Raw genomic sequence first — 24425 nt, 5'->3', positions numbered from 1 at the left:
GCCCGGCTCCGAAGTCGCCGCGCCGGGTCCTGAGGGCGCCGCGCCGGGTCCTGAGGGCGCCGCGTCGGGCTCGCGCGAGCCGCCCGTGATGTTGACCGAGCCGTTCGACACGCCGTGGCCGGCCGCGGGCATCGTCCGGGCGGTCCGGCGGTACGCCAGCCTCAGCCAGCGGGAGCTGGCCCGGTGGGCGGGGGTGAACCACTCCACCGTCGGGCGGATCGAGGCGGGCCGGCTGGTGCCGAGCATCCTGCTCCTGCGCCGCATCATCGGGGTCGCCGGGTTCCGGCTGGCCGTCGTCGACGAGTTCGGGCGCGTGCTGAAGCCGATGCGGGACTGGCAGGACACCCGCGACGGGGCGGGGCGTCGCTACCCCTCGCACCTGGACACCATTCTCGACCCCGAGCCGGGAGAGTGGTGGGCGGACGTCTACGGGTTGGCCCGCCCGCCGGAGACGTTCCACCGCGATCGCCGGGTCCGCGACGCCATGCGGCGGCGCAGCCAGTGGGAGGTGCGGGTCGCGAAGTACCGCAGCGTGCCCCCGCCGCCGCGCGTACCCCCGTTGCCGCGCGTCCCCCCCCCCCTCTCCCCGTGGTGAACCGGCGGCCCCGCCGCCGGGGGGCCCCCTGGGCGGCGGTCCGTCGGGACCTGCTCCGGTGCGACGTCAGTCGTCGTCGGCGATGGTGCCCACGGCGATCGGGTCTGCCAGGCGCAGGCCGGGCACGCCGGCCACGACCAGGTTCACCTTCTCGTCGGCCTCCCGCTTCCGGTCACCGCGCACGGCCACCGGGAACGCCAGCGAGGTCTGCCCGGCCGCCAGGACCTTGCAGCCGACGTACGGGTCGTAGTCCGCGCCGGCCTGGGCCGTGGTGCCGTAGGTGGCGGCGCAGAGCAGCACCGGCTGGGACAGCGGGCGTGACACGGTGACCGTGAAGGTCAGCGGCCGGGTGCCCCGGTCGCCCTCGACCACCGACGCGTCGCCGACGCTCAGCGAGGCCCGGGAGCGGAAGCGGGCCACCTGCGGGTCGTGGTCGCTGGAGCCCCGGCTGCCGTCGGCCGCGTGGTCGGCCGGCCAGTCGGCGTTGACGTGCGCGGCCCGCATCTGCACCAGGTCCTGGTGCAGCGCGCCGTTAACGAACAGGTGGTCCAGCGTCTGCGCATGCCCCTCGAAGCTGTACGAGTAGGCCGACGACGGCGCGTCGGCGAGCAGGTCGTCCCAGAGGTTGCGCATGCCCGCCTCGTACAGCGGCCCGAGCTGGTCGGACCCGGTGGGATCGGCCGCCGTGGCGATGGGATCGTCGGGGCGGGGGAAGACGTTGAGGTCCCCGCCATAGACCACCCGCGCGTGCGGATCCGACGCCTCGATCGCGGTGACGATCGCGGCGCCGTACGCGGCCTGCTCCCGGCGCTGCCCGACCCGGCTGTCCGGCCCCGACGAGTAGTGGTTGCTCGCGGCCCACAGCGTGTACCGCTCGGCGGAGCCGGGGGCGGCAGCGACGGTGAACTTGCCGAGCTGCGGGGCCCGGGTGAAGACGTTGTCGCCGTCCTTGCCGGTGGACGTGTCCACGTCGGCGGGAAGCACCGCGTTGAGCGCCTTCGGGTTCTGCACGTCCGCGTTGCCCGGCAGCCCCGCACCCCGGTACCGCACCGTCGGCGCCGAACCCAGCAGCGGGTCGCCGGCGGTGGGCGCCGCCAGCGACACCCGGTCGGTGCGGAACAGGAACGCCGCGGTGATGCCCCGGGCGTCCGCGCCGGTACGGTCGTACGCGGCCTGGTAGGCCGGGCCACCGGCGGCGGCGATGGTCAGCGCCAGGTCCTGGAGGCTGTCCGGCGCGCCGTCGGCGTTGTCCGTGCTGCCGCAGACCAACTCGGTGCCGGAGACCGAGCAGATGTCCTGGTCCTCGGCCTCCTGCACCAGGATCAGGTCCGGGGAGTGCAGGTCGGTGGTGATCTGGTCGGCCAGCGCGACGAGTTGCTCGCGGTACTCCCGCTCGCTGCCCGGGACGTAGTCGAACGGCGGGCGTACCCCGGTGCAGCCGGCGTTGCCGGCGAAGTCGCAGCCGTCGAACGGGTCGTCGCGGTAGTCGTACAGGTTCTCGACGTTGTAGGTCGCGACCGCGACCTCCTCCGAGCGGTTGGCCGGCTTCGGCGGGTGGTTCGCCGACGGGTCGGCCCCGCCGGTGAACGCGGCCGACTCGACCTGCACCCCGTACTTCTCGAACGAGTAGTAGAGCCCCCCGACCGCGTCGGCGGTCAGCGTGTCGAACGTGCGCGCGGGCGGGAGCAGCGCGCCGCTGTCGCCCGTGGCGCCCTTGACGCCCATGCTGCCGAGTAGGACGCGCTGCCCGTTGCCGTCGTCGAAGCGGCGGGTCGGGTCGTTGTCCAGCGGGTGCGCGTCCCGGAACACCCGGCGGGCGTACGCGTCGGCGCGGTCGAGCAGCGGGTCGTCCCGGTCGATCACGAAGATCTCGGCGTCGGCGGTGGAGGCGAAGACGTTCCGCCCGCTCACCGCGCCGCTGCCGGCCCGCACCCGCAGCCGGGCGCCCTCGTGCCGCTCGAAGAAGCGCTGCGCCGCCGCCACCTCTACCGGCGGCACCGCGTTGGTCACCTCGACCTCGGCGTTCACGTCCACCCCGGAGGCGATCCGGCGGACCAACGACGCGCCGGAGAGCTGGGTGAAGTTGAAGTACTCGGAGACCCGGGCGCGTAGCACCACCTCGTCGCCGACCGTCGGCACGTAGCCGCCGATCAGCGAGGTGAACGAGCCCATGAAGACGAAGATGCCGTCCGAGCTGGTCGGGTCGCCGTCGGTGGCGTCCGAGCGGCTCTGCAGGAAGAAGCCGCGCTGGTCCCGGCCCCCCGAGTCGCGCGCCAGGGTGAGCTGGGTGATCACGCCGCGTACGTCGTACAGCGTGCTGCTGGTCCCGTTGCCCGTGGCCGGCGCGAGCGGCGACCGGTCGGCGGGACCGGACTCGGCGTCGGTGGTCGGACCCTGCACCTCGCCGACGGTCAGCTCCCGGGTCACCTGCACGGCCAGCGTGCAGGTGGCGGTGCCGCCGTCCGCGTCGGTGGAGGTCAGCACCACGGTGTACGCCCCGGCGGCCAGGTCGGCGCTCGTGCCGACCGTGGCCCGGGCGGTGCCGCCGACCGCGTCGGCCGGGACGAGCGCCGAGCGGCTGACGGAGCCGGTGGCCGGGGTCGGGCTGACCGAGGTGACCGCCAGGTCGACGATCCGGTCGTCCGTGTCGGTGGCGGTGACCTCCCGGGTGGCCGGGGTGCCGGCCGAGGTCACCAGCGCCGGGCCGCAGGCGAGGGTCGCGGGCGCGTCGACCGGGCCGCCGCCGTCGACGGTGTGCGTGCCGAGCCCGTCGAACGTGTCGACGGGGAAGCCGGCCCACTGGGCGGCCGGGTCGAACGCGTCGGAGGGGTCGGTGTCGCCGGACGTCACGGCGGCCGAGCGGCGCAGCGTGTTGTCGGCGGTGCTGGTGACGCCCGTGCCCCACTCCGCGCCCGGGTCGACGCCGACCTGGCCGATCGAGTCGAGCACGGTGCCGCCGCGCCGCAGCACGATCGCGTCGTCGCCGTTGAACAGGCTGGCGCCCGTGGTCTGGTCGGCACGCTCCAGGATGCCCGGCGCGGCCGAGGCGGCGGCGAGGACGAAGGCGTCACCGGCCGCGACGGTGCCGGTGAGGGCCAGGCTCGTCGGCGTGGTGGAGCCGTTGAAGTGCAACTCGAGCTGGTAGCCGCCGGCGGCCAGGTCGACGGCGGCGCCCGTGCCGTTGAACAGCTCGATCGCCTTGTTGGTCGACGAGCCTTCGACGTATTCGGAGATGAAGAGTTCGGTGGGCGCGGCGCTGGCCGCGGTGGGTGCGACGCCGACGGCCGCGACGGTCACGGCGGCGGTGGCGGTCGCGAGCGCGGCAAGGGTGCGGCGCGGGCGCATGGGGCCTCCACGATGGGTGGACGGGGAACTAACGCACGTTAAGGGTCGGTGCTGACCGCCGTCCATCCCCCACCGGACAGTTTCGTGAACTCTCCGGTCAGCGGCCGGCGTCGAGGCGGTGCACCAGCTCGGCCACGTCGATGCTGTATTCGCACCATTCGCGGTCCGGACGGTAGCCCAACTCGGCGTTGACCTTGAGCATGGCCTCGTTGGCCTGCGCGTTCCAGGTCTGCACCTCGGTCAGCTCGGTCTCCGCCGACCGCAGCTCCATCAGCATCCGCGCCTTGATCGCCCGGTCGATGCCGTAGCCCCGGTGGTTCTGCACGACGATCGTGTCGTACTGGTCGGCACGGGTGGGATGCTGGACCGGCACGACCACCTCGGTCAGCCCGGCCACCTCCCCGGTCTGCTCGTGCAGGGCGAGCACGATGTAGGGCCTCATGCCCCGCCGGTGCAGGCAGTCCAAGCTGTCCCGCAGCCGCTGCGGGTCGTACGAGCTGGGGCGCAGCTCGCCGTCCTCGACGTCGCGCACCTCCGCCTTGGCCCGCGCGTACGCCTCGATCAGCTCGTCCGGCGGGCCGCCGGGGTGGAACTGGAGGTGGTAGCCCGCGCTGATGCCGGTGGCCATCTCGGCCAGCTCGGCCCAGTCCACCCCGGACAGGTCCAGCACGCTGCGGGTCTCGACGTATTCCTTGGAGAAGCCGAGCGACTCGTAGAAGGCGATCGCCGGCGTGTCGCCCACCACCTCCACCCCGATCGACTGGAAGCCCTCCTGGTAGACCCGGCGGGCGGCGGTCAGGAGCAGGTCCCGGCCGAGACCTGTGCGCCGCGCCGACGGGTGCACGAGCACCTCCAGCACCCCGATGTCGCCGAGCAGCAGCACGTGCACGTGGCCCAGGATCGCTCCGGGGGTGCCGTCCGCCTCCGCCTCCGCCTGGGCGACCCAGGAGATCCGCCGCTCACCGGGCATCACCTCGGCGAGGTATTCCCGCATGGAACTCTCCCGCCACGGCGGATCCTGCGGCAGATCGACCGCCAGGACCGCGTTCAGCGTGCCCAGCAGCGACGCGATCTCGGCGGACGACGCGGTCCTGGGGTCCCACTCGCGCACCATCACCCGTCTAGCTTGCCGCTAACCGCTGCCCGGGGGAAGTGTCCGGTCCTCCAATGTATGCGGACGATCACTTCACGTGCGACTGGCCTGTCCGTACCGGTTGGCGGTGTCGTAGACGTCCTGAGCGTAGCGGCGGACGTCGTTGTAGGACAGGATCGCGTTCCACCAGTCGGCGGGGATGGTCAGGTTCCGGCCGCCCTTGCAGAGGTAGTTGCCGGCGGCGAGGGCGGCGTCGTCCAGGTCGTGCGGGTCCTTGACGCCGTCGTTGTCGGCGTCGGCCCCGATCTCCTGCCAGGTCGTCGGGATGAACTGCATCGGCCCGACCGCCCGGTCGAGGACCGGGTCCTTGTCCATCACGCCGCGGTCGGTGTCGGGGATGCGCATGCGGCCGCCGTTGCCGTCCAGCGGCAGGCCGATGATCTCGGGCAGCGCCTTGCCGTCCTGGCCGAGCCGGGCGTTGTTGGCCTGACCGTGCCCCGACTCGACGAACCCGATGGCCGCCAGGGTGGTCCAGCTCAACCCGCAGCTGCGGTTGGTCTGGGCGAGCACCACCTCGGCGTAGCCGTACGCCTGCATGGCCACCGGCGAGATGCCGACCTTCGGGCCGACCTCGGCGGCCCAGCCGGCGAGCGCGTCCGACGGCCGCCCGGTGATCCCGCCGGGGGGCGGGCCGGCCGGCACCGTGCCGCCGGGCAGAGCCGTCCCGCCGGGTAGCGGCGTGCCGCCGGGCAGCGGCGCCTGCGGAACGGTGGTCGGCGCGACGGAGGTGGCGTCGACCGCGACCGGACGGGGCCCCCGGGCCGTCGCGGGCACCAGGAGCGCGCCCGCCGCGGCCGTCGCCGCGACCAGGGCGAGCAGGAACACCCCGGGCAGGGTGAGTCGGCCGCTGGGGCGCCGCGACCAGTCGCGGGTGGCGCGGGCGGCGGTCATCGCGATGCGGTGCGGCGGCCGGCGTACGGCGTGCGCGAACTGCACCCTGCGGCGCCGGGGCCCGGTGGCCGGTTTCGCGGCGGGCACGTCGACCTTCGTCTCCGCGAGGTCGCCCGTCGCCGACGCCGCACCGGCGTCGTCACCGGTCTTCGCCCCGGACCCGGCCGTCGGGGCCCCGGCCGCGCCGTCGGTCTTCGTGCCCGGGGCGGTCCCGTCGCCCGGCTTCGCGGCCGTGCCGGCGCTGCCGTCCGGCTCACCGGTCGTGGCCGGTCCCGCGTCGGCGGCCGGCACGTCGCCCGGCTTCGCCTTCTCGCCCGGCTTCGCCTTCTCGCCCGGCTTCGTCTCTTCCCCCGGCCGCGCCTCGGCGGCGGGCTCGGTGGCTGGCCTGGTCCCGGTGATCGCCTTCGCGTCGTCGGCCGGCTTCGCGCTCTCGGCCGGCTTCGCGCTTCCGGCCGGCTTCGCCTTCTCCGCCGGCTTCGCCTCGGCGGTGGGCTCGGTGGCTGGCTTGGTTCCGGTGTCGGCGGCCGGCTTCGCCTCGGCGGTGGGCTCGGTCGCCGGCCCGGTGTCGGCGGCCGGCTTCGTGTCGCCGGCGGCCGTGGATCTCAGCCAGGGGCGGCGGGGGCGCGGCAACCGCGTCGCGGGTTCGGGCGCGGCGCCGGAACCCGCGAGCGGCCCGTCGACCGGGGCCGCCGGCCGCAGGGGCCGAAGGGTCGTCCTGTCCTCGCCGTCCGCCACAAGTTGAGTATCACCCATGTCCCCCCGTACGTCAGGACCGGTCGTACCCTGGTGCCATGCCCCGGTACGAGTTTCGTTGCCGCGCCTGCGGCGACACCTTCGAGGTCAACCGTCCGATGGCGCGGGCCGCTGAGCCGGCGTCCTGCCCGCAGGGGCACGCCGACACGGTCAAGCTCCTCTCCACCGTCGCGGTCACCGGCCGCGGCGGCGGGGCGACCGGTGGCGCGCCGGCGTCCGCCGGCGGGGGTTGCTGTGGCGGTGGCTGCGGCTGCTGACCGGCCGGTCCGCCGGTCGTCCCGCCCCGCCCGCCCGGGCCGGTCCTCCGCCCCGAGCCGCCGTCGGCGCGTCCCCAGCGGGCAGCCAGGGGCGGACGAATTCCGCGGGGTCGGGCCCGTCCGGCTGTTCTCACGATGCGTGATGGTCCGGTATCAGGCAGCATGAGTCCGACGTCACGGGCGGAGGTTCCACCATGTCGCCACGGATCCACCTCCCGAGCGGGCTGGTGACCTTCGTCTTCACCGACATCGAGGGCTCCACCCGGCTGGCCCAGCTGCTCGGACCCGAATACCGGCCGGTCCTGCGGGAGCACCGGCGCCTGCTGCGCCACACGATCGCCGCGACCGAGGGCGCGGAGCTGCTGACCGAGGGAGACTCGTTCTTCCTCGCCTTCGACGACGCGACGGCCGCCCTGACCGCCTGCCTGACCGCGCAACGGGCGCTGGCCAGTCACGAGTGGCCCACCGCCGACGCCATGCCCCGGGTCCGCATGGGGTTGCACACCGGCTGGGCGGAGCCGCGCGACGGCGAGTACGTCAGCCCGGAGGTGCACCGCGCGGCCCGGGTCGCCGCCGCCGCCCACGGCGGCCAGGTGCTCTGCTCGGCGTCGACGGCGCGGCACGTGCAGCCGTTGCCGCCGGGCGCGTCCCTGATCGACCTCGGCCTGCACCGGCTGCGTGGCTTCGACGACCGGGAGCGGCTCTACCAGCTGGTCGCCCCCGGCCTGGAGCGGCAGTTCCCGCGGCCCCGCACCGCCGACGCGACCGCGCACAACCTGCCCACGCCGGTCACCTCGTTCGTCGGCCGGCACGCCGAGCGCGCCGAGCTGAAGCGGCTGGTGCAGGCGCACCGGCTGGTGACCGTCCTCGGGGCCGGCGGCGCGGGCAAGACGCGGCTGGCCGTGGAACTCGCCGTCGACCTGGTGGAGTCGCATCCGGACGGTGTCTGGTTCGTCGACGTCGCCGCGGTCACCGATCCGGGCCTGGTGGCCTTCGAGGTCGCCGCCGTGCTCGGCCTGCGTCCCGAACCGGGGCGCCCCATGGTGGACACGCTGGTGGAGTACGCGGCGGCGCGCCGGATGCTCGTCCTGCTGGACACCTGCGACGCGCAGCCGGCCGCGTCGGCGGACGTGATCTCCCGGCTGCTCGCCGGCGGGGTGGGCGTCCGGGTGCTCGCCACGAGCCGGGAGTCGTTCGGCCTGCCGGGCGAGGTGGTCTGGCGGATCCCCTCGCTGTCGGTCGACCCGCCCGCGGACGGGGCGGAGAGCGACGCGGTCGCGCTGCTGCTGGACCGCACGGCGGCGGCCCGGGGCGGCCGGGCGCCGGACCCGGCCGAGTCCGCCGACCTGCGGCGGGTGGTGCGGCGGCTGGACGGGTTGCCGCTCGCCATCGAGCTGGCCGCCGCCCGGCTGCGGGTGCTCTCCGTCGGGCAGCTCGCCGAGCGCCTCGACGACGTGCTGGGCACCCTGGACGCGGGCCGGGAGGACCCGGACCCGCCCCCGGTGGAGCCGGGCCGGCCGGCCGACCGGCAGGACACCGTGGACCTGGTGGCCGCGGCCGTGGGGATGGCGCCGCCCAGCCCGGCGGTCCGGGGGGTGCAGCGCTCCGCCACCGAACGGCACCTGACCATGCAGGCCACGGTCACCTGGTCGTACCGCACGCTGGGGCCGCGCGCCGCCCGGCTGCTGCGCTGGCTGGCGGTCTTCGCCGGCCCGGTCGACCTGGCTGCGGTGGAGTGGCTGCTCGGCGACGATCCGCTCGATCCGCTCTCGGTGCTGGTCGACAAGTCGATGGTGCTGGCGGAGCCGCACGCCTCGGGCAGCACCTACCGGATGCTCGACCCGATCCGGGCGTACGCGGCGCGGCGGCTGGTGGAGGCGGGGGAGGAGAAGTCGGCCCGCAACCGGCACGTGGCGTGGTCGACACACGCGCTGGAGCGCGCCCACCTGGGGCCGGACGGGCGGCCGGTAACCCTGTCGCTCTACGCCCTCGACCCGCTCGCCGGCGAGCTGCGCGCCGCGTTGCGCTGGTGCGCCACCGGCGGCAGTGCCCGGGCCGGCCTGCGGCTGGCCGGGGGCCTCGACCAGTGGTGGCGGGAGCGGGGCCTGGCCCGCGAGGGCCGGCTCTGGCTGTTCCGGCTGTACGGGCGGATCGCCGAGACGGGGGAGCGGATCCCGGAGGCCGAGCTGGCGGCGGCGTACCACATGCACTCCCTGCACGCCGGCGCGGACGGCGAGTTCGGCGAGGAGTTGCGCTACTCCCAGCGGGCGGAGGCGGCGGCCCGGCAGGCGGGCGACGCCGGCCTGCTCGCCCGGGTGCTCGCCGGGCGGGCGGCCCCGCTGGTCGACATGGGACAGTTCGCGGAGGCCGAGCGGATCTGCCGCGAGGTGATCGACTGGGCGTCCGGCCAGGAGGTGCTCGGCGACGCGCTCTTCGGCGTGTTGAGTCTGGCCGAGCTGCTCTGGCGGCGGGATGCCCTGCAGGAGGCGGCCGAGCTGCTGGGCGCGGCCCGCCCGGTGGAGGCGGCTCGCCCGGTGGAGCGGGGGCGGCGTTCGGTCGACATGCTGCTCGGGATGGTCGCCCTGGCGCGGGGGGACCTCGTCGCCGCGCACGAGCACCTGCAGGTGGCGCTCCGCTCGCGGATGAGCCACGGATTCCACGGTCGGGCCTGCGACACGCTGAACGCGATGGCGGTGCGCTGCGCGGCCGGCGGCGACGGGCTGACGGCGGCCCGCCTGTTCGGCGCGGCGGGGGCGACGCGGGCGAAGATGCGCTGCACCCCGGGCATCTACGGGGGGTACTGGGCGCAGCGGCAGGAGGAGCTGCGCCGGGAGTTGGGCGACGCGGCCTTCGACGGCGCGTACGGCGAGGGGACCGAGCTGGGGCTGGAGGAGGCGGCGGCCCTGGCCCTCGCCGTCGAGCATCCGGACCTGGCGGTGGGCTCGGCGCGGTTCGGCGCCGGTCATGCCCGGGTGGCTCCGCGCCAGCCCGTCACCCCGGACCTGCGCCGGCACCACACGGGCCACGCCTGACGGTCGGGCCGCCCGCGCGCCGATTGCGGGTTCGCGTCCGCGCCGGGTCCGCGTCCGTGCCCCTCGGGTGGGACGCGGACCCTCGGCGGTACGGCTGGGGTCAGCTCAGGCCGGCGCGGCGCTCGGCGTCGGCCTTCATCCGGGCGGCGCGGTCGATGTCGGCCTGCTGCACGGCGGCCACGGAGCCGAAGGCGCTGACGGCCTGGTAGTAGGTCCAGGCGAGGCTGGTGCAGGCGGGCCGCACGGCGGCGTTGTACGTGGCACAGACCCGCTTCAGGTCGGCGTAGAAGGCGCTGTCGAGGCGGGCCTTGTTCGCCGAGAACCGGCTCATCGCCTTGTAGTTGCGGTAGCCGAAGTCGTGCCGGTAGCAGGAGAGGCTGAACTTGAAGCCGAGCGGGTTGTCCGGGCTGGACGAGCAGTAGTCGGTCGACCAGTTGAACCCGTACGACGCCCAGGCGCCCTGGTTGAGCCGGCCGGAGTTCCAGGAGTTGTAGCTGGTGGCGCTGGTCTGCGTCCAGCCGGAGAGGACGGACAGCTTCTGCGAGGTCGTGACGGCGGCGGCGGGGGAGGAGACCCCGAAGACGAAGAGCATCGAGAGCGCGGCCGAGGCGAGCAGGGTGGTGAGGCGTCTGGGCACGGGTACCTCCGCGGGGGGATGTGCGGGCGGACGGGGGTTACCGGTGGGTCACCGGAGTGCCGAACAGTGTCGATCATGAATGCCTGCGGGGGATGCGGTGCCCACCGAGATTTGGTGACAGGCGTCGAAACAGACGAATGCCCCGGGCGCCAGGGGCACCCGGGGCATCCGGTGGGACGTCAGCGGACGAACGCCGGCGGGCTTGCCGGGCTCTCGTTCGCCAGTCGGTCGAGCGCGGTCACGTAGTAGGTGTACCGCTTGCCGGCCTCGGCGGTGGTGTCCACCCAGGACTGCGTCCGGGTGCCCGCGTCGGCGCGGACCGTGTCGACCAGGTGCGCCGCGTCGGCGAAGTCGCACCGGCCGGCCAGGCCGAGCCCGTCGAAGCGGTAGACCGCGTACGAGGCGGCGGTGCCGAGCGGGCCCACGCCGTCGGCCGGCTGGCGCCAGCTCAGGCGGACCCCGTCGTCCTGCCGCGCGGCCTTGGTGACCACCGGCATGAGCAGCGGCTTCTTCGGCAGGTGCGACATGGTCGGGATCAGCGCCGGACGGGAGTAGTGCTCGGCGGCGTAGATGTCGGTCGCGCCGAGCCGGTTGGCCCGCACCTGCACGGCCGAGAAGTGGACGTTGCCCAGGACCTCCGGGTACTGCCGGTTCAGCGTCAGGTGGTTGGACAACTCCTGCGGGTTCATCCAGAACGAGCCGTAGACCGGGTCACCGCTCTTGTAGTCGGCCTGCCCGATGTAGAGCTGCACCCGGGTGCCCTTGACCACGTCCGCCCACCACGGCACCAGCCGGGTGTAGTCGGCGGCCGGGTACTGGCCCATGTACCAGTAGAGCTGCGGCACGATGTAGTCGATCCACTCCTGCTTGACCCACTTGCGGGTGTCGGCGGAGATGATGTCGTACGACTGGCTGCCGGTGGTGTCCGAGCCCAGCGGGTCGGCCGACTGGTTGCGCCAGATGCCGAACGGGCTGACGCCGAACTTGACCCACGGCTTCTCGGCCTTGATCTTGGCGTTCATCTCCTGGATCAGCAGGTTGATGTTGTCCCGCCGCCAGTCGGCCTTGTCGGTGAAGCCCCGGTTGTGCGCCGCGAAGGTGGCGTCGTCGGGCACCTGGTGGGTGCCGCTCGGGTAGGGGTAGAAGTAGTCGTCGAAGTGCACGCCGTCGACGTCGTACCGCTTGACGGCGTCCATCATCGCGGTCTGCACGAACTCGCGGACCTCGGGGATGCCGGGGTTGTAGTAGAGCCGGCTTCCGGCGACCCCGGCCGGCGGGTAGGCGAAGCTCCACTCGGGGTGCTCGCGCACCGGGTGGTTCGGCGCCAGCTGGTTGATGTCGGCGCCGGCGCCGCCCGGGGCGGGCATGGAGATGCGGTACGGGTTGAACCAGGCGTGGAACTCGAGGTTGCGCTTGTGCGCCTCCTCGACCACGAACTTCAGCGGGTCCCAGCCCGGGTTCTCGCCGCGGACCCCGGTCAGGTATTCCGACCACGGCTCGTGGGGCGACGGCCAGAACGCGTCGGCGGTCGGCCGGACCTGGACGACCACGGCGTTGTGGTTGAGCCGCTCGGCGAGGTCGAGCAGCTGGCGGTACTCGGCCTGCTGCGTGGCGACGCGGTCCGGGGAGGTCTGGGAAGCCTTGCTCGGCCAGTCGATGTTGACGACCGAGGAGATCCACATCGCCCGGAACTGGCGCTTCGGCGTGGCCGGATCGGTGACGCAGGTGGTGGTGGAGGCGGCGGTGGCCGCCGCTTCGGGGGCCGCGCTCGCCGGAGTGGCGGCGACGAACGCGCCGAGTAGTGCGGCGGCCAGCCCGGCGGCTCCGAGCCGAGTTGCCTTCATGCGGTGTGTCCCTTCGTTGGGGCTCCCGTGTCAGGGGTCGTTCGCGGCGCAGACGGCAAGATTCGCCGATGACAAACTGCCGCTGGTAGGAAATTTTCACACCTCGGGGCTCTGCGCAAGAGTCTGGGTGGGATCGATCCGTCCGTCCACGTCGGCTCGCCCCTGTGGCCGGGGTCACGGGGCACAGGGTGGCGGGCCGCACACTCCCGGTGGTGACCGGATTGGTGTGAACGTGGGGATTGAGGGGGGTGCACCGTGGGTAGCATCGCCGGTCACCGGCCGCCACGGGGGTGGTCCGGACGGTGGGAGGAGTGAGCGCGGTGTCGGTGCTGCGTACCAAACCGATCGGGGACGTGATCGCGCAGAGCGAGGCCGACGGTGACGACGGCGGGCCCGGCCTCAAGCGCCGGCTCGGCGCCCGCGACCTCACCGGCTTCGGCATCGGCATCGTGATCGGCACCGGCATCTTCACGCTCACGGGCATCGAGGCCCGCGACAGCGCGGGGCCCGGCGTGGTGATCTCGTTCGCCATCGCCGGCCTGGTCGCCCTGCTCGCCGCGCTCTGCTACGCCGAGCTGGCCTCCAGCGTGCCGGCCGCCGGCAGCGCCTACACCTACGCGTACGCGACCATGGGCGAGATCGTCGCCTGGATCATCGGCTGGGACCTGCTGCTGGAGTTCGCCCTCGGCGCGGCGGTGGTCGCCCGGGGCTGGTCCGGCTACCTCGCCGAACTCGTCGGCCTGCCCACCGCGTGGTTCGGCGAGGAGGGCAGCATCGTCAACGTCGGCGCGATCGGCATCGTGCTGCTGCTCGGCGTTGTGGCGATCGTCGGCATCCGCGAGTCGGCCCGGGTGACCAACCTGCTGGTGCTGGTCAAGGTCGCCATCTGCGTCTTCATCGTGGTCGCCGGCCTGTTCTTCGTGAAGGCCGCCAACCTCACCCCGTTCATCCCCGCGGCGGAGCCCGCCGACGGCAGCGAGGACGGCATCAAGCAGCCCGTGACGCAGGCGCTCTTCGGCCTGGAGCCCTCGGTGTTCGGCTTCGTGGGCGTGCTCAGCGCCGCGGCGGTGGTCTTCTTCGCGTACACCGGCTTCGAGGCGGTGGCCAACCTCGGCGAGGAGACGAAGCGGCCCCGCCGGGACCTCACCCTCGGGCTGCTCGGCACGCTGCTGATCTCCACCGTGCTGTACATCGGCGTCTCGCTGGTCGTGGTGGGCATGGTGCCGTACACCGAGATCGACCGGGGCGCCCCGATCGCGGCGGCCTTCAACGCGGTCGGCGCCGAGTGGGCCGGCATCCTCGTCTCGATCGCCGCCGTCGCCGGCCTGACCAGCGTGATCCTGGTCGACCTGGTGGCCATGGGCCGGATCGGCTTCGCCATCAGCCGCGACGGGCTGATCCCGCCGTCGATCGCGAAGGTGCACCCGCGCTGGGGCACCCCGTACCGGATCTCGGCCGTCATGACGGTGGCGGTCGCGCTGCTCGCGGGCTTCCTGCCGCTGTCGGCCCTGGCCGACCTGGTCAGCATCGGCGCGCTCGCGGCGTTCGTGCTGGTCTCGGTCGCGGTGCCGATCCTGCGCCGTAAGCGCCCGGACCTGGACCGGCCGTTCCGGGTGCCGTTCTCCCCGGTGCTGCCGATCTTCTCGGCGCTGGCCTGCTTCTACCTGATGCTGAACCTGTCGGTGGAGACCTGGCTGCGGTTCGCCGCGTGGATGCTGCTCGGCGTGGTGATCTACTTCGGCTACGGCTACCGGCGCAACCGCCTCGCCCGGCGATCCTCGTCCGCCGACTCCCGGGCACCGGCTTCCGTCTGATCTCGGGCGGGGTTCCGGCTCCTCGCGGGTGGGGGTTTTCGCTTGTCGCGGGTGGGGGTTTCCGGGGAGCCCGGCCCGCTCCGGGCGGTCAGGCTTGATCCCTGCGCGGGCCGGGCTCCCCGGAAACCCTCCGGGCACCGGGTCAGGGCCGCTGCTGGGGCTTTGCCGTCGGGCCCTTGACGACGGGCTTGCCGTCGGTCCAGACGACCTCGTCGAGCCAGACCTGGCGGCCCGGGTCCACCGTGCCCTCCTGGCCCGGCGGCCAGGCGTGGTAGAGCAGCCAGGTGCGCCCGTCCTTGACCACCATCGAGGCGTGCCCCGGCCCGGAGGCCGACTCGTTGCTCTTCAGGATCGGGTTCTCCGGGGCCTTCACGCACGGCCCGGTGGGCGACTTGCAGACCGCGTAGCCCTCGGCGTACTCGGCGCGGTCGTAGGCGTTGGCGGCGAAGAACAGGAACAGCTTCCCGTCCTGCCGGTGCAGGAACGGGCCCTCGATCAGGGTGCCCTCCCACGGCTCGGTCTGCTTCAGCAGCTTCGTCGGCTCGCCCACCAGGCGCAGCCCGTCGTCCGAGAGGCGCTGCGACCAGATCCAGGTGTCCACCCCGATGGCGTTGCCGTCGTTCTTCCACAGCAGCCAGAGGCTGCCGTCCGCGTCCCGGAACGGGCTGGCGTCGATCGCCCCGCCCAGCTCCGCCTGGCAGATCAGCGGCCCGGTCGAGTCGTCCCGGTACGGCCCCTGCGGCGCGCTCGCCACGGCCCGCCCGACGCACTGCCGCCCCGACTCGCGCCCGGCGACGGTGTAGTAGAGCGCGAACCGGCCCGGGGTGAGCTCGATCGCCTCGGGCGCCCAGGTCTTTCCGGCGTCCGCCCAGTCCGGCAGTTCCGGCAGGGCGTCCCCGGCCGGGGTCCAGTCGACCAGGTCCGTGGAGGTGAGCACCGGGACGTTGCGGCCGCCGGCGTTGGTGTGGAACAGGTACCAGGTGTCGCCCACCCGGATCGCCTGCGGGTCGGGCGCGTCGGTGCGTACGACCGGGTTGGTGAACATGCGTGCGTCGTCTCCCGTCCTCGAAGGTTCTTCTGCACCGCCGCAGCCGGCGGCGAGCAGCGCGGCGGCGAGCACCGCCGCCGCGCCGCGCCGCCGGATCGTCCGGACCGTCATCCCTTCAGCCCGCTGCGGGAGACGCCCTGGATGATGTGCCGCTGGGCGAGCACGAAGAGGATCAGCACCGGCACGCTGGCCAGCACCGCCCCCGCCATGATCACCGGGTAGTCGGTCACGTAGGAGCCCTGGAGCAGGCCCAGGCCCGGCGGCAGGGTGAGCGTCTCCGGGCTGAACAGCACGAAGATCGGCCAGAGGAAGTCGTTCCAGTTGGTGAGGAACGACAGCACCGCCAGGGTGGCCAGCGCGGGCCTGGACAGCGGCAGCACCACCCGCCAGAAGATCTGCCACTGGTTGGCCCCGTCCAGCACCGCGGCCTCCTCCAGCTCCCGGGGCAGGGAGAGGAAGAACTGTCGCAGGAAGAACACCCCGAACGCGCTGGCCGCCCCGGGGACGATCACCACGGTCAGGGTGTCGATCCAGTTCAGCTCGTCGACGATCAGGAAGTTCGGGATGATCAGCGAGGTCGGTGGGATGAACAGGGTCCCGACGATCAGCGCGAAGAGCACCTTGCGGCCGCGGAAGCGCATCCTGGCCAGGGCGTACGCGGCCATCGAGGCGGTGGCCAGCACCAGCAGCGCGTGCACGGTGGCGGCCAGCATGCTGTTGGCGAACCAGCGGAGCACGGGGTTGGCCGCGTTGTTCAGGATCTGCTCGTAGCCGTACCCGGAGATCGGGTCCGGCAGCCAGGTGGGCGGGATCTGCTGGGCTCCGGTGTAGGTCTTCAGCGAGGTGATGACCATCCACGCCAGCGGCAGCAGGAAGACCAGGGCGAGCGCGACCAGGGTGGCGTAGAGCGCGGTCCGCCGCAGCAGGGTTCCCGGGGCGCGGCCGGGCGCCGGGGCGTCGGTGCGGGTCGGCGCGGGGGCGCGCGTGGGCGTCGTCATGGCGGTCCCCTCAGTCTTCCCGGTAGCGGAAGAGGCGGAAGTTGGCGATGCTCACGACCGCCAGCATCAGGGCGAACACGATGCTCATCGCGGCGGCGCGGCCGGCGTCGTTGTCCCGCAGTCCCTCCTCGACGATGAACCAGACCACCGTGCGGGTCTCCGTGCCCGGCGCGCCCTGCGTGATCAGGAAAGACTGGCCGAAGACGTTCGCCGAGGCGAGCACGGTCGTGGTGATCACGAAGAGCAGCACCGGGCGCAGCCCGGGGAGCGTGACGTGCCGGAACCGTTCCCAGGCGCTCGCGCCGTCCACCTTCGCCGCCTCGTACAGTTCCGGCGCGATGTCCTGCAGCCCGGCCAGGTAGATCACGGCGTTGAAGCCGGAGGTCCACCAGACGGTCACCCCGACCAGCGAGACCCAGGCCCACGGCACGTCCGTCACCCACGGGGTGTCGGAGGGCAGCCCGACCATGCCGGCGATCCGGTTGACCAGGCCCAGGTTGGCGTCGAGCAGGAAGCGCCAGAGCAGGCCGATCACCGCCACTCCCAGCACGTACGGCGCGAAGTAGATCGCCCGGAAGAAGGTCCGGCCGGGGAACGAGCGGTTGAGCAGCAGCGCCAGCCCGAGCGGCACGACCACCAGCAGCGGCACCGCGAAGACGGTGAAGATCGCCGTCGCCCGTACGCTCTGCCACCAGTCGCCGTAGACGGCCGACTCGCTGGAGAACAGCTCGGCGTAGTTGTCCAGCCCGACGAAGGGCCGGTTGGGCAACTGGAAGTCCCACTGGTGCACGCTGAGCCAGAGGCCGAGCAGGATCGGCAGCAGGCCGAAGACCCCGAACAGCAGCAGGTACGGGGCGAGGAAGAGGTACGGCGTCAGCCGCCCCGTCCGGCGCGCGGGGGCGCCCCGGCGGGTGGCGCCGGCCGCCGGGGGCGGCGCGCCGTCGCGCGCCGCCCCCGCCTCGATCACGTCCGCCACGGGAACTCAGCTCCCGTACTTCTTGCGGTTGTCCTCCAGCTGCTTGTTCGCCTTGGCCACCCCGTCGTCCAGCGCCTGCTTCGGCGACTTCTTGCCCAGGGCGGCCTCGTTGAACGAGTTGTAGAACGTCGTCATGACCTCGCCCAGGCCGGGGGCCGCCGGCGGGAAGGCCGCGTACTCCAGCTCGGGGGCGAGCGCGTTGACCTCGGCCAGCGCCTTGAAGTCGGCACTGTCGCGCACGGCCTTGCGGGCCGGGACCTGGCCGCCCTTGGCCCAGTCCAGGGAGTGCTGGCTGAGCCAGTTGATGAAGACCTTCGCCGCCGAGACCTTGTTGGCGTCGTTGGCCCGCTGCTTGACGATCGTGAAGTTGTGCGAGTTCGCCCAGGCGGCCGGCTGCGAGCCGATCTGCGGCAGGGGCGCGACGCCCCACTGGACGTCCGCGCTCTTCTTCAGGTCGTTGATCTGCCAGATGCCGTTCCAGTTGAAGGCGTTCTTGCCGCTCTTGAAGGCCAGGTAGTCGGCGTCCTGGCCGACGTTGGCCGGGGAGTGGCCCTGCTTGATCAGGTCGGTCAGCCAGGTGCACGCCTCGACGGCCTGGTCGGAGTTGAAGGTGGCCTTGGTGGCCTCGGCGTCGAAGACGCTGCCGCCCCACTGGTGCAGCAGCGAGTAGAACGTCATGCCGCCGGTGAACTGGAACGGGCTGACCCAGAAGCCCTGCACCCCGGACTTCTTCAGCTCGGTCAGCGCGGCGGTGTAGTCGTCCTTGGTGGTCGGCGGCTTGCTCGGGTCGAGCCCGGCCTTCTGCATGACCCCCTTGTTGTAGTAGAAGCCGAGGGGGTGCATGTCCAGCGGGATGCCGTAACGCTTGGAGTTGTAGAGCCCGCCCTTCCAGACGGTGGGGGCGAAGTCGCCCTCGGAGAGCTCCAGGGTCCTGGCGACGTCGTCCAGTTCGGTGATCACGCCGCGCGCGGCGAACGTGGCGAGCTGGTCCATGTGCATGACCGCGATGTCCGGACCGGCGCCGCTGGAGGCCGCGCCGGGGAGCTTGTTGTAGTAGTCCTCCCACTGGTACGTGGCGATCGAGACGGCGATGTTCTGGTGCTCGGTGTTGAACTGGGTCACCAGCGCCTTGAAGATCTCACCGTCGCCGCCGGTGAAGCCGTTCCACAGCTTCAGGTCCACCTTCGGGCCGGTGTAGTCCTTGCCGCCGTTGCCGGCCGCCGGGCCCGCGTCGTCGTCGCCACCGCCGCAACCGGCCAGGGTCAGCGAGGCCGCGGCGCCGAGCCCGAGGCCGAGGCCGAGCAGGCGCCGCCGGCTCATTTCGTTCTGCATCATGGGGATTTTGCTCCTTGGGGGACGGGATGAAGTGTGCCTGCTCAGGACCGGGGCGGTGTCAGCCACCGACGGGGGAGAAGCGCAGCACGTTCCAGGAGACGGCCGGAAGGCGCACGGAGCACCGGCCGCCGTCGATGGTGGGGTCGGGCAACTGCCGGGGCGTCACCCGGTCGGGCTCGGCCTCGGTGTTCGTCGCCGTCGGGTCGTCCCCGGCGGCGAGGCTCAGGTGGGCTCCACCGGACAGTCCTGGCAGGCCGCGCAGGTCGATGTCCAGGGGGAGGACGGTCTCGCCACGGTTGACCGCGAAGACGGTCAGCTCGCCGGTCTCCTCGTCGTGCACGGCGACCGTGTCGAGCACCGGGACCTCGCCGTACCGCTTCGTGACGTAGGTCGGGCCGACCGGCTCGGTGCGTAGCACGGTGCCCCGGGCGTGCCGGGCGGTGAGCGCGAACGGGTGGAAGATGCTCTGCCGCCAGGCCGGCCCGCCGGTGCGGGTGCGGATCGGGGCGATGACGTTGGCGAGCTGGGCCTGGCAGGCGACCCCGACCCGGTCGGCGTGCCGGAGCAGGGTGATCAGCAGGTCGCCGACCACCACGGCGTCGACGGCGGTGAAGTCGTCCTCGATCAGCGCCGGGGCCTCCACCCAGCCGCGCCGGTCCAGGTCGGCCTGCAGGCGGGACTGGTACCAGACGTTCCACTCGTCGAAGGAGATCTTGAGCTTCCGCCGGTGCCGCTGCTTGGCGGCCACGTGGTCGGCGGTGGCGACGACCTCGCGGATGAAGTTGTCCATGTCGACGGCGGAGGCGAGGATGCTGGCCCGGTCACCGTCGGACGGGTCGTAGTAGGTGTGCGCGGAGATGTAGTCGACGTGCTCGTAGGTGTGCTCCAGCACGGTCGCCTCCCAGGAGGCGAAGGTGGACATCGTCCGGTTGGAGCTGCCGCAGGCGACCAGGCTGATCGACGGGTCGATCATCTTCATGGCGCGGGCGGTCTCGGCGGCGAGCCGGCCGTACTCGTCGGCGGTCTTGTGGCCGACCTGCCACGGGCCGTCCAGCTCGTTGCCGAGGCACCAGAGCCGCACCCCGTAGGGATCCTCGGCGCCGTGCTTGCGGCGCAGGTCGGACAGCTGGGTCCCGCCCGGGTGGTTCGTGTACTCCAGCAGGTCGCAGGCCTCCTGCACGCCCCGGGTGCCGAGGTTGACGGCCATCATCGGCTCGACGCCCGCCTCGGCGGCCCAGGTCATGAACTCGTCGAGGCCGAAGGCGTTGGTCTCGACGGTCTTCCACGCCAGGTCGAGGCGGCGGGGGCGGTCACCGACCGGGCCGACGCCGTCCTCCCAGCGGTAGCCGGAGACGAAGTTGCCACCGGGGTAGCGGACCACCGACACGCCCATCTCCCGGGTCAGCTCCAGCACGTCGCCGCGCAGGCCGCGCGGGTCCGCGGTGGGGTGCCCCGGCTCGTAGACCCCGCCGTAGACGCAGCGGCCCATGTGCTCGACGAACGAGCCGAAGAGCCGCCGGTCGGCCGGTCCGACGACGAAGGCCGGGTCGATGGTGAGCTGCGCGGTCCGCAAGGGGGTGCCACCTTTCCTCGTTGCTGGTGCCGGGTGACCACGGTCACCTGGTGTTCATGGTTTGTACAACGTTGTAACCAACGTTGTAAAGAGCCCCCTACGAGGTAAAGTGCCCACCCATGAAGGGAGGCGGTGTGGTGCGGCACAGGCTCAAGGACGTGGCGGAACGGGCCGGCGTGTCGGTCAAGACCGTCTCCAACGTGGTCAACGGCTACGTGCACGTCCGGCCCGACACCCGCGCCCGGGTCGAGGAGGCCATCGCCGAGCTGAACTACCGGCCCAACCTCTCCGCCCGCAACCTCCGCAAGGGGCGCACCGGAGTGATCGCGTTCGCGGTCCCCGAGCTCGACATCCCCTACTTCGCCGAGCTGGCCCGGCACGTCGTCACGGCCGCGGCCGAGCTGGGCTGGACGGTGCTGATCGACCAGACCGGCGGCGGCCGCGAGCAGGAGCGCGTGGTCGCGTCGGGCATCACCGAGCACCTCATCGACGGGCTGATCTTCAGCCCGCTGGCGCTCACCGCCGAGGACCTCACCGGGCTCGCCGGCACCCCGATGGTGCTGCTCGGCGAGCGGGTCGACCACGGCCCCGCCGACCACGTGGGGATCGACAACGTGGGCGCCGCCCGGGAGATCACCGCCCACCTGGCCGGTCTCGGTCGTCGCCGGATCGCCGCCATCGGCTCGCAGCGCACTCCCGAGGGGGCCAGCGCACGGCTCCGGCTCGCCGGCTACACCGCCGCGCTCGCCGACGCCGGCCTCGCCTACGACGAGCGGCTGGTGGCGCCCGCGACGGCCTGGCACCGCGCGGACGGCGCCGCCGCGATGCGCGCCCTGCTGACCTCGGGCGTACGCCCCGACGCCGTCTTCTGCTTCAACGACACCCTGGCCCTGGGCGCGCTGCGCACCCTGCACGAGGCGGGCCTGCGGGTCCCCGGGGACGTGGCCGTGGCCGGCTTCGACGACATCGAGGACGGCCGCTTCTCCGTCCCCACCCTGAGCACCGTCGCGCCGGACAAGGAGCGCATCGCCCGGCTGGCGGTGGAGCTGCTCGCCGGCCGCATCGACGGCGACCGCACCGCCCCGCCGCGGGAACTCTCGGCCCCCTGGAACCTGGCCCCCCGCGAGAGCACCCTGGGCCGCTGACCCCTGCGCCGCCTCCGCCCCGCCCCTGCCCCGCCCCGGCCCCGCCTCCGCCCCGGCCCTGCCCCGCCCCGCCTCCGCCCCGTCGATCATGAGGTTGGCGGCGGTTCTGGAGATCGAGATCGCCGTCAACTTCATGATCGACGCTGGCAGGCGGGCAGGCGGGCAGGGGGCAGGGTGGGCAGGTGCGGGGGCGGGGCAGGGGGTCAGTCGAAGAAGCGGGCCAGGTGGGCGGGGGTGGGGCCGTCCGCGTCCGGGGGCAGCGGGGCGAGGTCGGCGAAGATCGACGAGCCGTCGCAGCCCACGTGCAGCGGATACCAGCGTGGGGTGCCCGGCGGTCGCTGCAGGCAAATGCCCTTGACCGTCTGCACGTCGAGCAGCCGGACGTGGGTCGGGTCGGCGACGGCGTTCACGTGCCGCCACCAGGGGCTCATCACGTGCAGCACGCCACCCGGCCGGAGCGCCCGGTGACACTCGTCGACCAGCGGCAGGAAGTCGATCAGGTGCTCCAGGATGTGCACCGCGAAGAAGACGTCCACCGAGTCGTCGGCCAACGGCAACGAGCCGGCGAGGTCCGCCACCGCGTCCACCCCCGGGGCCGGGAAGATGTCCAGCCCCAGGTTGCCCGGCCACTGCTTGGTGGCGCCGCAGCCCAGGTCGACCACCACCGGGTCGCGCCCGGCCACGCGTACCCGGCACCAGACGCCGAGCACCCCGGCGAGGCGGCCGACCCGGTCCCGGACCAGGCGCAGCTCGTCCTGCCCGGCGACCTCCCCGCCGAGGTGGGCCACCCCCCGGTCGAAGCGCACCTGCACCGCGAGGTCGCGCAGCCGGTCGTCGTGCCGGGCCTGGTCGGCCCACGCCTCGGCGAGAAATCCGTCGATCGCCCGCAGCCGCTCGGCCGAGGGCGGATGCTGTGCCAGCGCGACCATCCGGCCACCTCCCGCCGGCCGATACCCGGATCCCCGCCCGTTATGCCCGAGACGCCCGATCGGGCGGGTCAGCCGCCGATCGTCCGCCGGGGGCGCCCCCCGCGCATCCGCTGCCGGGGCGGCGGAGCGGCCGGCTTGGGCCGCTTGAGGTGGTAGCGGTGCAGCTCGTTGTTGCCGGGCAGGGACGGGTCCTCGCTCATCGCGACCAACTCCCAACCCTGGTCGCCGGCCCGGTTCAGGTGCGCCAGCGCGGTGTCGCCGTAGGGCGTCACGTCGACCATCGAGCCGTCCGGGCCGTACCAGACGAAGACGATCTCCCAGCCGACGTCGGTGGTGGCGGCCTGGCGGCGGCGGACCAGCAGCGCGTACTCCCACTTGAGCATGAGGTCATTCTCACCCGCCGCGAGCGGGTCGGCACGGATCAATCCTCGGCGATCCGCCCGGCGGTCACCCGCAGCCGCCGGTTGGTCGTCACGGCGTCGAGCATCCGCCGGTCGTGGGTGACCAGCAGCAGCGTGCCCGGGTAGCTGGCCAGCGCCGATTCCAGCTGCTCGATGGCGGGCAGGTCCAGGTGGTTCGTCGGCTCGTCCAGCACCAGCAGGTTCACCTCGCGCCCCTGCAGCAGCGCCAGCGCCGCCCGGGTCCGCTCGCCCGGCGACAGGGTCGCCGCCGGCCGCAGCACGTGCCCCGCGCGCAGGCCGAACTTGGCCAGCAGCGTGCGCGCGTCCGCCGGCGACAACTGCGGTACGGCTGCGCCGAACGCGTCGATCAGCGGCACGTCGCCGAGGAAGAGCCCCCGGGCCTGGTCCACCTCGCCGACCACCACGCCGGGGCCGAGCGCGGCGTGCCCGGAGTCGAGGGGGAGCCGGCCGAGCAGAGCGGCGAGCAGGGTGGACTTTCCGGAGCCGTTCGCCCCGGTCACCGCCACCTTGTCGGCCCAGTCGACCTGGAGGGTCACCGGGCCGAGGGTGAAGTCGCCCCGGCGTACGACGGCGTCGCGCAGCGAGGCCACCACGGCGCCGGCGCGGGGCGCGGCGGCGATCTCCATCCGCAGCTCCCACTCCTTGCGCGGCTCCTCGACCACCTCCAGCCGCTCGATCAGCCGCTCGGTCTGCTTGGCCTTGGCCGCCTGCTTCTCGGTGGCCTCGGCGCGGAACTTGCGGCCGATCTTGTCGTTGTCGGTGGCCTTGCGGCGGGCGTTCTTGACGCCCTTCTCCATCCACGACCGCTGGGTGCGGGCGCGCGCCTCCAGCCCGGCGCGGGTGTCGGCGTACTCCTCGTAGTCCTCGCGGGCGTGCCGGCGGGCCACCTCGCGTTCCTCCAGGTAGCCCGCGTAGCCGCCGCCGTAGTGTCGGACCTGCTGCTGGTGCAGGTCCAGCTCCAGCACGCGGGTCACCGTGCGGGCGAGGAACTCCCGGTCGTGGCTGACCAGCACCGTGCCGGCGCGCAGCCCGGTGACGAACTGCTCCAGCCGTTCCAGGCCGGCCAGGTCCAGGTCGTTGGTCGGCTCGTCGAGCAGGAAGACGTCGTAGCGGCTGAGCAGCAGCGAGGCCAGCCCGGCCCGGGCCGCCTGACCGCCCGAGAGCCCGGTCATCGGGTGTTCCAGGTCGACCGTGAGGCCCAGCTCGGCGGCCACCTGCTCGGCCCGTTCCTCCAGGTCAGCGCCGCCGAGGGCGAGCCAACGCTCCAGGGACTCGGCGTAGGCGTCGTCGGCGCCGGGCGCGCCGTCGGTGAGCGCCGTCGTCGCCGCGTCCAGCGCGGCCTGCGCGGCGGTGACCCCGGTGCGCCGGGCCAGGAAGTCCCGTACGGTCTCGCCGGGCCGCCGCTCGGGCTCCTGCGGCAGGTGCCCGACGCTCGCCGTGGGCGGGCTGAGCGTCACGCTGCCCGCCTCCACCGGCAACAACCCGGCGAGGGTACGCAGCAGCGTCGACTTGCCGGCCCCGTTCGGCCCGACCAGCCCCACCACGTCTCCCGGCGCCACCACCAGGTCCAGCCCGGCGAACAGCGCCCGGTCCCCGTGCCCCGCGGCCAGCCCCTTGACGATCATCGTCGCGCTCATCAGTGCCCGACCCTATCCCGCCCCGATCGCCCACCCGTGCT

At 73.3% G+C, this 24425-nt stretch carries 18 protein-coding genes; 5 read left to right on the top strand and 13 right to left on the bottom strand.

What is annotated here, in order from left to right; genetic code table 11:
• Positions 1–88: 88 nt before the first annotated feature.
• Positions 89–595, top strand: coding sequence for a helix-turn-helix domain-containing protein (locus V6U77_RS00240; RefSeq protein WP_334604000.1), 507 nt, complete (start codon positions 89–91; stop codon positions 593–595).
• A gap of 66 nt (positions 596–661) precedes the next feature.
• On the opposite strand, the gene V6U77_RS00235 is transcribed toward V6U77_RS00240, so the two are convergent.
• The 3 genes from V6U77_RS00235 to V6U77_RS00225 all read right to left on the bottom strand — a co-directional run bounded on the left by V6U77_RS00235 (position 662) and on the right by V6U77_RS00225 (position 6719).
• Positions 662–3940, bottom strand: coding sequence for a lamin tail domain-containing protein (locus V6U77_RS00235; protein WP_334603999.1), 3279 nt, complete (start codon positions 3938–3940; stop codon positions 662–664).
• Positions 3941–4037: 97 nt separating this feature from the next.
• Complete coding sequence (locus tag V6U77_RS00230; RefSeq protein WP_334604209.1) at positions 4038–5054, bottom strand: GNAT family N-acetyltransferase; 1017 nt, start codon at positions 5052–5054, stop codon at positions 4038–4040.
• A 72-nt stretch (positions 5055–5126) separates the two neighbouring features.
• A complete protein-coding gene (locus tag V6U77_RS00225; RefSeq protein WP_334603998.1) occupies positions 5127–6719 on the bottom strand; it encodes a lytic transglycosylase domain-containing protein in 1593 nt (530 codons plus the stop codon).
• A 56-nt stretch (positions 6720–6775) separates the two neighbouring features.
• On the opposite strand from V6U77_RS00225, the gene V6U77_RS00220 reads away from it, so the two are divergent.
• Together V6U77_RS00220 and V6U77_RS00215 are read left to right on the top strand one after the other, a co-directional pair.
• The gene (locus tag V6U77_RS00220) at positions 6776–6994 is read left to right on the top strand and encodes an FmdB family zinc ribbon protein (RefSeq protein WP_334603997.1); all 219 of its coding nucleotides are present in this window, start codon (positions 6776–6778) and stop codon (positions 6992–6994) included.
• Positions 6995–7188: 194 nt separating this feature from the next.
• On the top strand, positions 7189–10026 hold the full coding sequence (locus V6U77_RS00215; protein ID WP_334603996.1) for an ATP-binding protein: 2838 nt from the start codon (positions 7189–7191) through the stop codon (positions 10024–10026).
• Positions 10027–10126: 100 nt separating this feature from the next.
• On the opposite strand, the gene V6U77_RS00210 is transcribed toward V6U77_RS00215, so the two are convergent.
• Positions 10127–10663, bottom strand: a complete 537-nt coding sequence (locus V6U77_RS00210) for a phospholipase (protein ID WP_334603995.1) — start codon at positions 10661–10663, stop codon at positions 10127–10129.
• A gap of 179 nt (positions 10664–10842) precedes the next feature.
• On the bottom strand, positions 10843–12507 hold the full coding sequence (locus tag V6U77_RS00205) for a glycoside hydrolase family 10 protein (protein ID WP_334603994.1): 1665 nt from the start codon (positions 12505–12507) through the stop codon (positions 10843–10845).
• A 311-nt stretch (positions 12508–12818) separates the two neighbouring features.
• Here V6U77_RS00205 and V6U77_RS00200 point away from each other — a divergent pair, with 311 nt between their 5' ends.
• Complete coding sequence (locus V6U77_RS00200; protein WP_442934341.1) at positions 12819–14321, top strand: amino acid permease; 1503 nt, start codon at positions 12819–12821, stop codon at positions 14319–14321.
• Between the two features lie 142 nt (positions 14322–14463).
• Here the strand turns inward: V6U77_RS00200 and V6U77_RS00195 are convergent, their stop codons facing one another.
• The 5 genes from V6U77_RS00195 to arfA are packed head-to-tail and all read right to left on the bottom strand — an operon-like array spanning position 14464 to position 20251.
• A complete protein-coding gene (locus V6U77_RS00195) occupies positions 14464–15480 on the bottom strand; it encodes a glycoside hydrolase family 43 protein (protein ID WP_334603993.1) in 1017 nt (338 codons plus the stop codon).
• A complete protein-coding gene (locus V6U77_RS00190) occupies positions 15477–16367 on the bottom strand; it encodes a carbohydrate ABC transporter permease (RefSeq protein WP_334603992.1) in 891 nt (296 codons plus the stop codon). Before V6U77_RS00190 ends, V6U77_RS00195 begins: the two co-directional genes overlap by 4 nt.
• Before the next feature lie 10 nt (positions 16368–16377).
• Positions 16378–17343 carry a carbohydrate ABC transporter permease gene (locus tag V6U77_RS00185; protein WP_334603991.1) on the bottom strand — a complete coding sequence of 322 codons (966 nt, stop codon included), beginning with the start codon at positions 17341–17343 and terminating at the stop codon, positions 16378–16380.
• A 6-nt stretch (positions 17344–17349) separates the two neighbouring features.
• On the bottom strand, positions 17350–18678 hold the full coding sequence (locus V6U77_RS00180) for an ABC transporter substrate-binding protein (RefSeq protein ID WP_334603990.1): 1329 nt from the start codon (positions 18676–18678) through the stop codon (positions 17350–17352).
• Positions 18679–18736: 58 nt separating this feature from the next.
• Positions 18737–20251, bottom strand: coding sequence for an arabinosylfuranosidase ArfA (gene arfA / locus V6U77_RS00175; RefSeq protein ID WP_334603989.1), 1515 nt, complete (start codon positions 20249–20251; stop codon positions 18737–18739).
• 137 nt (positions 20252–20388) lie between these two features.
• Here arfA and V6U77_RS00170 point away from each other — a divergent pair, with 137 nt between their 5' ends.
• Positions 20389–21396, top strand: a complete 1008-nt coding sequence (locus V6U77_RS00170) for a LacI family DNA-binding transcriptional regulator (RefSeq protein WP_334604206.1) — start codon at positions 20389–20391, stop codon at positions 21394–21396.
• Between the two features lie 203 nt (positions 21397–21599).
• On the opposite strand, the gene V6U77_RS00165 is transcribed toward V6U77_RS00170, so the two are convergent.
• From V6U77_RS00165 to V6U77_RS00155, 3 genes are all read right to left on the bottom strand, one after another.
• Positions 21600–22325 (bottom strand): methyltransferase domain-containing protein, encoded by a 726-nt coding sequence (locus V6U77_RS00165; protein ID WP_334603988.1) that lies wholly within the window; start codon positions 22323–22325, stop codon positions 21600–21602.
• A 68-nt stretch (positions 22326–22393) separates the two neighbouring features.
• Positions 22394–22708 carry a hypothetical protein gene (locus V6U77_RS00160; protein ID WP_334603987.1) on the bottom strand — a complete coding sequence of 105 codons (315 nt, stop codon included), beginning with the start codon at positions 22706–22708 and terminating at the stop codon, positions 22394–22396.
• Positions 22709–22746: 38 nt separating this feature from the next.
• Complete coding sequence (locus V6U77_RS00155; RefSeq protein ID WP_334603986.1) at positions 22747–24384, bottom strand: ABC-F family ATP-binding cassette domain-containing protein; 1638 nt, start codon at positions 24382–24384, stop codon at positions 22747–22749.
• Between the last annotated feature and the right edge of the window lie 41 nt (positions 24385–24425).

The sequence above is a fragment of the Micromonospora sp. CPCC 205546 genome (genome assembly GCF_036902715.1).
Taxonomy (GTDB): Bacteria; Actinomycetota; Actinomycetes; order Mycobacteriales; family Micromonosporaceae; genus Micromonospora.
Note: the sequence above shows the minus strand (reverse complement) of the source record. Positions and strands in the feature narration are given on the sequence as shown.